Annotated in this window: 6 protein-coding genes; 5 read left to right on the top strand and 1 reads right to left on the bottom strand. The window is 62.3% G+C overall.

Translation table 11 applies throughout. From position 1 onward, the window contains the following. Window positions 1–2,191: retention module-containing protein (locus RT028_RS06295; RefSeq protein ID WP_312933611.1), on the bottom strand; the 2,191-nt coding region annotated here is incomplete at its 3' end. A gap of 742 nt (window positions 2,192–2,933) precedes the next feature. On the opposite strand from RT028_RS06295, the gene RT028_RS06290 reads away from it, so the two are divergent. The 5 genes from RT028_RS06290 (at window position 2,934) to bcsB (ending at window position 12,510) form a co-directional block, all read left to right on the top strand. Beyond that, window positions 2,934–5,090: a type I secretion system permease/ATPase gene (locus tag RT028_RS06290; protein WP_312933609.1), complete on the top strand. Its 2,157-nt coding sequence runs from the start codon at window positions 2,934–2,936 to the stop codon at window positions 5,088–5,090. Beyond that, the gene (locus RT028_RS06285) at window positions 5,080–6,456 is read left to right on the top strand and encodes an HlyD family type I secretion periplasmic adaptor subunit (RefSeq protein ID WP_312933607.1); all 1,377 of its coding nucleotides are present in this window, start codon (window positions 5,080–5,082) and stop codon (window positions 6,454–6,456) included. The genes RT028_RS06290 and RT028_RS06285 overlap by 11 nt, the downstream gene beginning before the upstream one ends. Window positions 6,457–6,923: 467 nt before the next feature. After that, window positions 6,924–8,102 (top strand): cellulose biosynthesis protein BcsP, encoded by a 1,179-nt coding sequence (gene bcsP, locus RT028_RS06280; RefSeq protein WP_312933606.1) that lies wholly within the window; start codon window positions 6,924–6,926, stop codon window positions 8,100–8,102. Beyond that, a complete protein-coding gene (gene bcsA, locus RT028_RS06275; RefSeq protein WP_312933604.1) occupies window positions 8,099–10,267 on the top strand; it encodes a UDP-forming cellulose synthase catalytic subunit in 2,169 nt (722 codons plus the stop codon). The genes bcsP and bcsA overlap by 4 nt, the downstream gene beginning before the upstream one ends. Beyond that, window positions 10,264–12,510, top strand: coding sequence for a cellulose biosynthesis cyclic di-GMP-binding regulatory protein BcsB (gene bcsB, locus RT028_RS06270; protein WP_312933602.1), 2,247 nt, complete (start codon window positions 10,264–10,266; stop codon window positions 12,508–12,510). The genes bcsA and bcsB overlap by 4 nt, the downstream gene beginning before the upstream one ends. The last annotated feature ends 1 nt before the right edge of the window (window position 12,511 follow it).

The raw sequence follows: 12,511 nt of genomic DNA, 5'->3' as shown, positions 1-12,511 counted from the left end.
CGCTGACCGGAACGCTGACGGTCCCTGAGCTTTGACCAACTGCAATCGTGATGTTCTGGCCGTTGGCCAATGTGACAACAACAGCCGAGCCAGTGACTGGAACACCCACCGAAGCGGTGTAGGTGATCACGCCACCTTCAGCAACCGACGGTGCCGCCGTCAACGTGACGGTGGTGGTATCGATAGTGTCGGTAACTGCTGTAATCGCTGGCGCAGAGTCGACTACCAGATTCTCGAAGTTGCCACCGGTGGCATTGGTGATTTGGGCAGTGACTCGACCCGCGTCGATGTACGGATCATCGGCAGGCGCAGCAACAGTAACGCTACCCGACGTCTGATTGGCAGCGATGGTGATGACCTGGCCATTGCTCAGTGTCACAGTCACTGGCGAGCCAGCGGGATTGGTCAGAGTGGCGGTGTAAACGATCGAACCGCCTTCAGCCACAGACGGAGTTGCCGCCAAGGACACTGTCGTAGTGGTCTGTACGTCGGTTACAGCAGTAGTGACCGGCGACTGGTTGGCAACCAGATTCTCGTAATTACCACCTGACACACTGGTGATATTCGTAGTAACCGGTGCATTGCGGTAAGCATCGTCAGCCACCGCCACACTCACGGTGCCGGAACTTTGACCAACGGCAATCGTGATGTTTTGACCGTTGGCCAATGTGACAACAACAGCCGAGCCAGTTACTGGCGCGCCAACCGAAGCGGTATAGGTAATCACACCTCCCTCTACCACCGAAGGCGCAGCTGTCAGCGTGACAGTGGTGGTGTCGATGGTGTCGGTAACCGCAGTCACCGCCGGCGCAGGATCGACTGCCAGGTTCTCGAAGTTTCCACCCGACGCACTGGTGATCTGCGCACTGACCTGGCTGGCATCGAGATACGGATCATCGGCAGGCGCTGCGACGGTAACGCTACCCGACGTCTGATTGGCAGCGATGGTGATGACCTGGCCGTTGTTCAAGGTCACAGTCACTGGCGAGCCAGCAGGGTTGGTCAAGGTAGCGGTGTAAACGATCGAGCCACCCTCGGCGACCGTTGGTGTCGCGGTCAGCGCCACAGTGGTGGTATCGGGCACGTCGTTGATCTGGGTGACCGCAGGGGTCGGATCGGCGACCAGGTTCTCGAAGTTGCCGCCGCTCGCGCCCGTGATGCTAACGTTCACCGGTGGCTGATTCGCATAGGCGTCATTGGCCGGTGCGGGCACCTCGACGCTGGCCGTAGCCTGCCCGGCCTGGATCACCAGTGTCTGGCCATTGGACAACGTGACGGTCACGGGCGTCTGTGCAGGGTTGGTCAAGGTGGCGGTATAGGTGATCACACCGCCTTCGTTGACGCTGGGCGTGGCAATCAGGTTGACGGTCGTGGTGTCGATGGTATCGACGATCTGGGTCACGGCTGGCGTCGTGTCGGCCAGTACCGGTGCGCCGCCGCCACTGCCACTCACGATGGTCGCCGACACGTCACGGTCGTCGATGTAAACGGTATCGCCAGGCTCGACACCGACGTTGACGGTACCTTGGCTTTGCCCGGCCGGGATGACAACGACGGCGCCATTGGAGAGCGTCACGCTCAGGTCAGCGAGCGGCGGGCGGTTGGCTGTGACGGTGTAGACGATGACGCCGCCGGATTCACTGATGGCGGGCGTGGCACTCAGCGCTACGCTCAGGGCCGCCGTTGCGGCGGTGTTGCCCGAGGTGTCGTCCTGCCCACCCGTACGGAGGTTTTCGATGGCAGCCTCGGACTGCAACCCTTCAGTCGGATAGCCAATGGTCGGGTCGACTGCGCCGCCCACCTCGCTCAGCAATACGAAGCTGTGTCCGCCGCCGGCTGCCCCGCCCGGACTGCCGGTCTGGCCGGCCGCTGGCGCTTCGAGTTCCGTGGTCGGATCGAGGCCTGCAGCGATCGCCTGCTGCAGCTCTTTCACGGACGGCGCCGACTGCGCGGTGGCTTCGCTAAGCTCAGCCGCCTGATCCGGCACTACAGCGCCCCATTGCGTGTCGCGGCCAAGATCGAGCATGCGGCCATCGGCAAATTCCAGCGTCACGGCGCCCGCTTCACCGGTCAGGATCTGCTCCCCGGCATAGATCCGGTCGCCTTCGATCAGGACCCGACGAACCCCTTCGGCGGACACTGCGATGACCTGACCCACGATGCTCTTGACGATGGCGACGACACTGCTCATTGGACTTTCTCCGGTTGACACCTCTGACGGCTTGCGAGCCTCGCGCCTGTTCAGGCGCGCGATTAATCAGAGGGAAATCTCGATGCCGCGGGGCGCGGAAATTGCTGAATTTATGGTTAACGCACTAAATAAGCGGGTCGCTGCTGTCTGCGCGGGCCAGGCATTATTTCCGCGCAAATTGGTGACATGACATATCGTAAATCAGCTCCCTGCCAACTCCTACTTTTGTATTAGTAGCTCTGGAATAGTTAGCTGGGTCTAATTGGGAAGTTGGCAGTATTGTCTGACAATTGCTGCAATCCAGAATAGCCTCTCTGCGCTGGGGGATACAGGCCAATAACCTCGATGATGATGCAGTGATGACTTTTTGATGGCCTGTCAACCGGAAGCCGCACGCTTTAGCACGCGTATTGCGCAAAAAACGCCTTGCATACCGCCAAACTGGGGTTAGGCTTGCAGCACTACATGACGAATATTTCATAGTGCGTTTCCAGTGTACCCAAAGTTCGTTGCAGAGCGTCACAGGTGTCGGGACCTTAGTTGCCGACCCGTGGCCTCGGAGCTTTGAACTATGAGGTAAATCGAACCGTCTGCACTGTACGAAGCTGCCTTCAGTGAATCGAACTCCCGGGATGAGCGCTGAATAGCGCAAGACAGCCCCACAAATACGCCAGATTGTGCAGCGCGGTCCTGGCCACGCCGCAGTCTGGTCGAACTTCGCAAGTACGGAGAGAGCGTCCGCGTGGAATCCGAAGTCAGTCGAGTGCACCTCAGCCATGACCCCCGCAGTCAGCACGACGACCCGCTGCTCGACAGCCTGCTGACGTTGTGTGTCCTGCACCAGAAACCCGCCAGCCGCGCCATGCTCACCACCGGCCTGCCGCTACCGGCTCAGCGCCTGAGCCCGGAGCTGCTACCACGTGCGGCTGCCCGTGCAGGCCTCCAGGGGCGCCTGCTCCAGCGCAAACTCGAGCACATTCCGAAGATCGCGTTGCCGGCCATGCTCTTGCTCAAGGACGGCCGCAGTGCAGTGATGCTCGGGTGGGAGAACGAATACACCGCCCGCCTGCTGCTCAGCGAGAGCGACGGTGGTGAAGTGCACATTCCCCGCGAAGCGCTGGAAGCCGATTACAGCGGCAAGGTGTTTTTCGCCCAGCCGCAGCACAAGTACGACATCAATCATGGCAACCTCATTCCACGCACCAAATCCTGGTTCCGCGACACCCTGCTACGCAGCAAGTGGCTCTACGCTGATGCGGTTGCCGCCAGCCTGATCATCAACATCATTGCCATGGCTGCGCCGTTGTTCGTGATGAACGTCTACGACCGCGTGGTGCCCAACCAGGCCACCTCCACCCTCTGGGTGCTGGCGGTAGGCATCGCCGGTGCCTACGTCTTCGACCTGATTCTCAAAGGCCTGCGTAGCCTGTGCCTGGACCTGGCGGGCAAGAAAACCGACCTGATCATTTCCGCCACGCTGTTCGAACGTATCGTCGGCATGGCCATGAAATACCGGCCCGCGCGGGTCGGCAGCTATGCGCAGAACATCCATGAATTCCAGGGGCTACGTGATTTCCTGGCATCGTTGACGCTGACCAGCCTGATCGACCTGCCATTCACACTGCTGATCCTCATGGTCATTGCGATCATTGGCGGGCACCTGGTGTGGATTCCGGTGCTGGCCTTTCCCTTGGCGCTGGGGATCGGCTATGCCCTGCAGAAGCCGCTGATGGCGACCATGGAGCGCACCATGGCTCTGGCCTCCGAGCGCCAGTCCAGCCTGATCGAAACGCTCGCCGGGCTCGACGCAATCAAGGTGAACAACGCCGAGAGCGAGCGTCAGTACCTCTGGGAGCAGACCCTGGGCACCCTCAGTCGTCTGGAACTGCGGGTCAAGGTGCTTTCCGGCCTGGCCATGAACATCACCCTGCTGATCCAGCAGCTGGCAGGGGTGGCGATGATTTGTGTCGGGGTGTACCTGATCATCGCTGGCGACCTCAGCATGGGCGGCCTGGTGGCCTGCTACATGCTCAGCGGGCGCGCCCTGGGCCCGTTGGGGCAGCTCAACGGCCTGCTGGCGCGCTATCAGCAAGCCAAGGTGACCATGGTTGCCACCGACCAGATGATGAGCCTGCCGCAGGAGCGCAATTTCGAAGAGCGCCCGCTCAGCCGCCAGGTGCTGCAGGGGGCGATCGAGTTCCGGGGTGTGGATTTCACCTACCCCAACCAGCAGAACCAGGCGCTCAAAGGCATCAACCTGGTGATCCGGCCCGGCGAGAAGGTCGGCATCATCGGTCGCAGCGGGTCGGGCAAAAGCTCGCTGGCCAAGCTGATCGTCGGCCTGTATGAAGCCGATCGCGGCTCATTGCTGGTCGATGGCGTGGACATCCGGCAGATCGACGTCAGCGAGCTGCGCCATAACATCGGCTATGTGCCACAGGACATTCAGCTGCTCGCTGGCACCTTGCGTGACAACCTCGTCAGCGGTGCGCGCTACATCGAAGATGAACTGATCCTGCAAGCCGCCGAGCTTTCTGGCGTGCATGAATTTGCCCGGCTGCACCCCGACGGCTACGAGCTGCAAGTGGGTGAGCGCGGCCAGAACCTGTCTGGCGGTCAGCGGCAGAACGTCGCGCTGGGTCGGGCCTTGTTGTTGAGCCCACAGATCCTGCTGCTCGACGAACCCACCAGCGCCATGGACAACACCGGCGAAGAGCGGCTCAAACAGCGGCTGCAGGCGGTCATCGAAGGCCGCACCGTATTGCTGGTCACCCATCGTGCGTCGTTGCTGTCGCTGGTGGACCGGTTGATCGTCATCGACCGCGGCAGCGTGGTGGCCGATGGCCCGAAAGCTGCTGTCATGGATGCGCTGAAGAAGGGGCAGATCAGTGTCGCATAAGCTCGATGTCGGTCAGTTCAAGAACGGTCTGCGTGAGTACTTCAAAGGCAAGCGCTCGCTGGCCGGGCAACCGCTGCCCGAGGTCAACAAGGCGCTCATCGAAGACTCACCGCGCGTGGCGCGTCTGACCATCTGGGGCATTTTGCTGTTCTTCGTCTTCTTCGTGTTGTGGGCCAGTTTCGCGCCCATCGATGAGGTGACGCGAGGCGAGGGCAAGGCCATCCCGTCGTCGAAGATCCAGAAGATCCAGAACCTCGAAGGCGGTATCGTTGCGCAGATTTTCGCCAAGGAAGGCGAGGTGGTCGAAGTCGGCCAGCCGCTGCTGCGTCTGGACGAAACCCGGTTCGTGTCCAACGTGGGTGAAACCGAAGCCGAGCGAGTATCCATGGCCTTGCGCGTGGAGCGCCTGAGTGCCGAGGTCGAGGGCAGGGCTTTGAATATCGACGAAAAACTGCGCCAGACCTCGCCCAATCAGGCTGCCAGCGAAGAATCGCTGTACCAGAGCCGTCGCCAGCAGCTTCAGGACGAGATCGGCGGCCTGCAACAGCAGCTGGTGCAGCGTCAGCAAGAACTGCGCGAGTACGGCTCCAAGCGCGCGCAATACGCCAACAGCCTGCAGCTGCTTCGCCAGGAGATCGGCATGTCCGAGCCGCTGGTGGCCAAGGGGGCGGTGTCGCCGGTCGAGATCCTGCGCTTGCGCCGCTCCGAGGTCGAGCTGCGCGGCGAGCTGGATGCAACTGCCCTGGCCATTCCCCGCGCCGAGGCGGCAACCCGTGAGATCCAGAGCAAGATCGAGGAAACCCGCGGCAAGTTCCGCAGTGACGCACTGACTCAGCTCAATGAGGCGCGCACCGACCTGAACAAGGCGACCGCCACCAGCAAGGCACTGGACGACCGGGTCAATCGCACCTTGGTGACCTCGCCGGTGCGCGGGATCGTCAAGCAGCTGCTGGTGAACACCATTGGCGGCGTGATCCAGCCAGGCAGCGATATCGTGGAGATCGTTCCGCTGGACGACACGCTGGTCATCGAGGCGAAGATCCTGCCCAAGGACATCGCCTTCCTGCATCCGGGCCAGGAGGCGACCGTCAAGTTCACCGCCTATGACTACACCATCTATGGCGGTCTGAAAGCCACACTGGAGCAGATCGGCGTCGACACCATCACCGACGAAGACAAGAAGACCACGTACTACCCCATCCGGCTTCGCACTGAGCGCAGCCACCTCGGCACCGATGCCAATCCGCTGCTGATCATTCCCGGAATGGTGGCGACCGTTGACATCAAGACCGGCAAGAAAACCATCATGAGCTACCTGCTCAAGCCGATCATCAAGGGTCGCGACGAGGCCATGCGCGAGCGTTGATAGCATAGGTGCCACTCATGCGGACGCCTTGGCAGGCCCGAGGCGTCCGCTGTGACAATCCTGGATATATCTTGGTCAACGTCAAATATCCGACGATCTAAACCCGTCAGGCGACGCTTTTTGCCGTTTTTAGGCATTACTTAAATTCATCTTACCTACTATCCTCCCTCATCATTCGCCCCCGCATGCCGCGCCTCTGATCCTCAGACTGCTACCTACCCCTAAATGCACTCCTGCCCAATTCTTCAACATTTGCGGGGCTTTGCTGGTACGGGCGTACAGTGTTGTGTTCAAAAAGTAACCACTCGTCGGCCTTAGGGGGCAAGATGAATGGCACCTTGACATCGCTCGTCGAGACCGTTGTAAAATTGACAAAATCGCTTGGTATTCCAACAAATGATATTTTTTTGACATTTATTTGGCCGCCTGAACGCCTGAACTTTGACTAACCGATGAGTGCGTAGTAGATGAGTACCTCGAACGATATTCGTAGCTTGTTCAAGCAATTCGGTGGTCAGCCCGAGCACTATCAGGAATTCACCCGCGAAGCGTCCGGCCGTGACGCCTCCGAGCGCTGGCCGCTGCTGTCCCGTTCAGCGTCAACGCCCGCAACGCCCAGTGCGCAGTTACCTGAACCCGCTCCGGTCCTCGAAACGGCCAGCCTGCCTGTCCCGACGCCTGCGCCCGTTCTGCCGCCCGACGCCGCCCAACCGACCCCGATCGCCCAGGCGGTGACCGAGGCCGCTGACTGGTCCGCCGCCGGCTTGCGCAACTTGCTGGCCAAATTGTCGGAAACGACGCGCCCTGAGCCCACCGTTGCGGCCAGCGTTCCGGCCATGGCCTGTCGCGAGCGGCCAGACCTCAGTCACATCCGTGTGATCAGCGTGATGTCGGCCAAAGGCGGGGTAGGTAAAACCACCCTCACGGCAAACCTGGCCAGCGCTATGCGCCGCGCCGGGCGGCAGGTCGTCGTGATCGATCTCGACCCGCAGAACGGCCTGCACCAGCATTTTCAGCCTGCCGACAAACAGGTTCATGACCAGGAAGAGATCGGTGTTGCCCAGCCGTCCGACGATTGGCTGGCACTCGGCATGCCCAGTGAGGAGGGTGTATTCATCCTGCCCCACGGCGGCATCGATGAAGAACGTCGGCAGGCATTCGAGTCGACCTTGCAGCATGCGCCGCTGTGGCTGGCTCATCACCTGGCCGACTTGCACCTCGGTGAAGGGGCCATCGTGCTGCTGGATACCCCGCCCGGGCCCTCCATCTATCTACGCCAGGCGCTGTCAGTGGCCAACGTGGCGCTGGCTGTCAGTCTGGCCGATCCTGCGTCGTACACCTCCTTGCCACAGATCGACAAGCTGGTCGCCGCCTATACCCAGGGGCGCGAGGATTTCACGGGCGTTTGCTACCTGATCAACCAGGTCGATTTTTCGCGCCAGATGAACAAGGACATCACGCAGATCCTGCAAGGCTTGCTCGGTACCCGGATGATCGGCGTCGTGCACCGCGACCAGTCCATCAACGAGGCACTGGCTTTCAATCGCAATGTGCTTGGGTATGACCCCAACGGACGCGGCAGCCACGACATTCTGCTCTGCGCGCAAGCGCTGATCGGACGTCTTGCCACTGCGTCCGTCGAATGAGCCGCTTGCGCCATTCGCTGCACAAGGCAGGCGAAGCTGTGCGGGCCCGTCGGGGCTGGAACATCCCGTTGGCTGTGCTGGCGTTGGTGATGCTGGCGGTGGTCGTGGCCGTGCCCTTCGAACTCGAAGAGCAGATGCTGTTCAGCGCCATGTGCCTGGGCGCAGCGATGTTGCTGCGCCGCCGAGGTGGGCGGCTGGCCGTGCTGGCGATGATCGTCATGTCGGTGATTGCCTCCACGCGCTACATGTACTGGCGAGTGACCTCATCCCTGGGCTTCGAAGGCTCGCTGGACATGTTCTTTGGTTACGGCCTGGTGGCTGCGGAGCTGTATGCGCTCGTGGTGCTGTTGCTCGGGTACGTGCAGACGGCCTGGCCACTGCAGCGCAAGCCGCATCCCTTGCCGCCCGACAGCCGTGAATGGCCGAGTGTCGATGTCTTCATTCCGACCTACAACGAGCCGCTGGACATCATTCGCCGCACCACGCTGGCCGCCATGGCCATCGACTGGCCACAGGACAAGCTCAAGATCCATGTACTCGACGACGGCCGCCGCCCGGCGTTTCGCGAGTTCTGCGAGTCTGTGGGCGTGGGTTACATCGTTCGACCCGACAACCTGCACGCCAAGGCCGGCAACCTCAACAATGCCCTGCGCTGCACCGATGGCGAATACATCGCCATGTTCGATGCCGACCACGTGCCGACGCGTTCCTTCCTGCAGGTCTGCATGGGCTGGTTCCTCAAGGACGCCAAGTTGTCGTTGCTGCAGACGCCGCACTTCTTCTTCTCGCCCGACCCGTTCGAAAAGAACCTGCAGACCTTCCGCAGCGTTCCCAACGAAGGGGAGCTGTTCTATGGCCTGATCCAGGACGGCAATGACCTGTGGAACGCCACGTTCTTCTGTGGCTCGTGCGCTGTGATCAAGCGCGGCCCGCTCGAGGAAGTCGGCGGCATTGCCACGGAGACCGTGACCGAAGACGCCCATACCGCGCTCAAGCTCAACCGTGCCGGCTACAACACCGCCTACCTGCCACTGCCGCAGGCGGCAGGGCTGGCCACCGAGAGCCTGTCTGGCCACATCGGCCAGCGGGTACGCTGGGCGCGGGGCATGGCGCAGATCTTCCGTACCGACAACCCGCTGCTGGGCAAAGGCCTGACACTGGGGCAGCGGTTTTGCTACGTCAACGCCATGCTGCACTTCTTCTACGGACTGCCGCGTCTGGTGTTCCTGACTGCGCCCCTGGCCTATCTGATCTTCGAAGCCCAGGTGTTCCAGGCCCCGGCGCTGTTGATCATGGCCTACGCGTTGCCGCACATCATGATCGCCAGCGTGACCAACTCCACCATCCAGGGGCGATTCCGCCACTCGTTCTGGAACGAGGTCTACGAGACCGTGCTGGCCTGGTACATCATGCGCCCGGTGATGCTGGCGATGATCAACCCCAAGTTCGGCGACTTCAACGTGACGAGCAAGGGCGGGCGTATCGAGGAAGGCTACTTCGCCTGGAAGCTGGCGCGTCCGTACATTGCGGTGCTGCTGCTCAACCTCACCGGTGCCGGGTTCGGCCTGTACAAGCTGGCCTTCGAACCTGACGCCAGCGCCACCACCATCCTGATCAACCTGGCCTGGACGCTCTACAACATCATCATCAGCTCTGCCGCCGTGGCGGTCGCCAGTGAAACACGGCAGATCCGCGCCGAGCCGCGGGTGTTCGCCACCTTGCCGGCGATGCTCAGCTTCGAAGATGGCAAGACCGTGGTCTGCACCACCAACGATTTTTCCCAGCGCGGCGTTGGCCTGACGCTGCCCGACGGCGTCCAGGTCGAGCGCGGCCAGCAGGTGCACGTGTCGCTGTTTCTCGACAAGCAGGAATGCGTTCTGCCAGGCCAGGTGATGTTCAGCCGCGGCAATCTGCTCGGCCTGACCTTCCTGGAACTGACCCTGCAACAACAGTTCGACCTGACCCGCCTGACCTTCTCGCGCGCCGACACCTGGGCCAAGGCCTGGGGGCAGGGCAGCGATACACCGTTGTCGGCGCTGGCCGAGGTTTCACGCATAGGCTGGCGCGGGATCTGCCAGCTGTCCCGGGCAAGTATCGCCGAGGTTTCCTCGCGTGTGCGTCCTGCCTCCTTCTTGTCCGGTAATCGCCCTCCGAGGAATCCATGAGCATCCGTCATCGCCGCACACCGAAACGCCAGCTCGCCTGCGCGTTGCCTTTGTCCCTGCTGCTGGCCATGCCGATTGCCCATGCAGATGAACCGACGCCCGCCTCAGTGCTGGCACAGAACGCCACGCTCGAGCAGATGGGCACGGGCTACACCATGAACCTGCGCGGTGTGCAGGGCAGCGACAGCGTCAGCTTCGATGTGCGCAGCGACCGCCTGGTGACCGGCGCCAGGCTGAATCTGGAATACAGCTACTCGCCGGCGCTGCTGCCGGAGATGTCGCAGCTCAACGTGCTGGTCAACGACCAGGTCGCTGCCAGCATTCCCCTGCCCAAGGAAACGGCCGGCAGCCTGCAGAAGCAGGTGGTGGAGATCCCCGCGCACCTGGTCACCGACTTCAACCGCCTGACCCTGCAACTGATCGGCCACTACACCATGCAGTGCGAAGACCCTTTGCACTCCAGCCTGTGGGCCAAGGTCAGCAACAGCAGCGAACTGCAGCTGCAGCTTGCGCCGCTGGCACTGCCCAACGACCTGGGCTTGCTGCCCGAGCCGTTCTTCGACCGCCGCGATGCGCAGCGCCTGGAGCTGCCCTTCGTGTTCGCCCAGAGCCCGGACTCCGCACGCCTGGAAGCCGCCGCGACCGTGGCCTCGTGGTTCGGTGCGCAGGCCAGCTACCGCGGCGCGCACTTCCCGGCCCTGCTCGGGCAGTTGCCCGCGCAAGGCAACGCGGTGGTGCTGGTCGTCGGCGACCAGTTGCCGACCGGCCTTGCCCTCGAGGCCAGCAGCAAGCCGAGTCTGCGGGTGATCACCAACCCCAACGACCCCAATGGCAAGCTGTTGGTCATCACCGGGCGCGACGGCGCAGAGCTCAAGCAGGCCGCCGCTGCCCTGGTGGGTGGCAGCCGTGTACTCAAGGGTGAACTGGCGACGGTCGATGGCGTGACCCAGGTGCGTGCACGCGCGCCATACGATGCGCCGAACTGGTTGCCCAGCGACCGCCCGGTGCAGGTGGGTGAACTGATCGATGCGAAGCGCCTCAGCGTCGCCGGCTATGACCCAGGCACCATCAGCGTGCCGATGCGCCTGCCCCCCGACCTGTTCACCTGGCGCGAGAAGGGCGTACCGCTGCACCTCAAATACCGCTACACGCCGCAGCCGGTGTCGACCAACTCTTCATTGCTGATCAGCCTGAACGGCAAGTACCTCGAATCCCTGCCGCTGCCATCGCAGCAGACGCTCAAGGAGCAGCAGCCGCTGATGGCGCGGCTCAAGGACGATGAAACGCTGCTGCGCGAGGTCACGCTCAAGGTGCCAGTGGCCAGCTTCCCGCTGCAGTCAGCGCTGCAACTGCGCTTCATGTACGACTACATCAAGCAGGGCGAATGCCGCGACATCATCATCGACAACATGCGCGGCACCATCGAGCCCGATTCGACCATCGATTTCAGCGCCTACCGCCACTTCATCGGCATGCCCAATCTGGGTGTGTTCCGTGACAGCGGCTTCCCGTTCACGCGCATGGCCGACCTGTCAGAAACCGCCATCGTCATGCCGGATGATTTCAGCACCACCGAAATCTCGGCCATGCTGGATGTGGTCGGCCGCTTTGGTGACTCCACCGGCCTGCCGGTGACGGGCGTCAGCGTGGTGCAGGGCAACGACGACGCCAGGTTGCAGGGCAAGGATCTGCTGGTGCTCGGCTCTGCCGCCAACCAGCCGCTGCTCAAGCGCTGGGCGCAGTACCTGCCGGCAACCATCAGTGGCCAGTCGACCTTCGAAATTTCGGACCTGGTGTACCGCGTGCGCGACTGGGTCACCGGCAATGACCGCATCGACCGTCGCAGCTCGCGCACCAGCCTGGCCCTGGACGGCGGCACGGTGGACAACTTCCTGACCGGCTTCGAGTCGCCGCTGGACAGTGGCCGCAGCGTCGTCGTGCTGTCTGCGGCGAGCGACAAAGGCTGGGATGAAGTGACCGCCGCCATGAACGCCACCAAGCAGGAACAGGCCCAGGGTTCGATTCAGGGCAGCCTGGCCGTGGTCAACGGCACACGCGTCAGTTCGCTGGTCGCTGAAGAGCAGTACTTCATCGGTGATCTTGGGCCGTTCGGTTATGTGCAGTGGTGGCTGTCACGTCATCTGTTCAGCACCCTGGCGCTGTTGGCGCTGGGTGTTGCGCTGGCCAGCGGCCTGTTGTTCCTGAGCCTGCGTGCCCGTGCCCGCAGCCGGCTGAAGGACTGAT

It is taken from the genome of Pseudomonas sp., assembly GCF_032058845.1.
Taxonomy (GTDB): Bacteria; Pseudomonadota; Gammaproteobacteria; order Pseudomonadales; family Pseudomonadaceae; genus Aquipseudomonas.
This window is presented reverse-complemented; position numbering and strand designations above follow the sequence as displayed.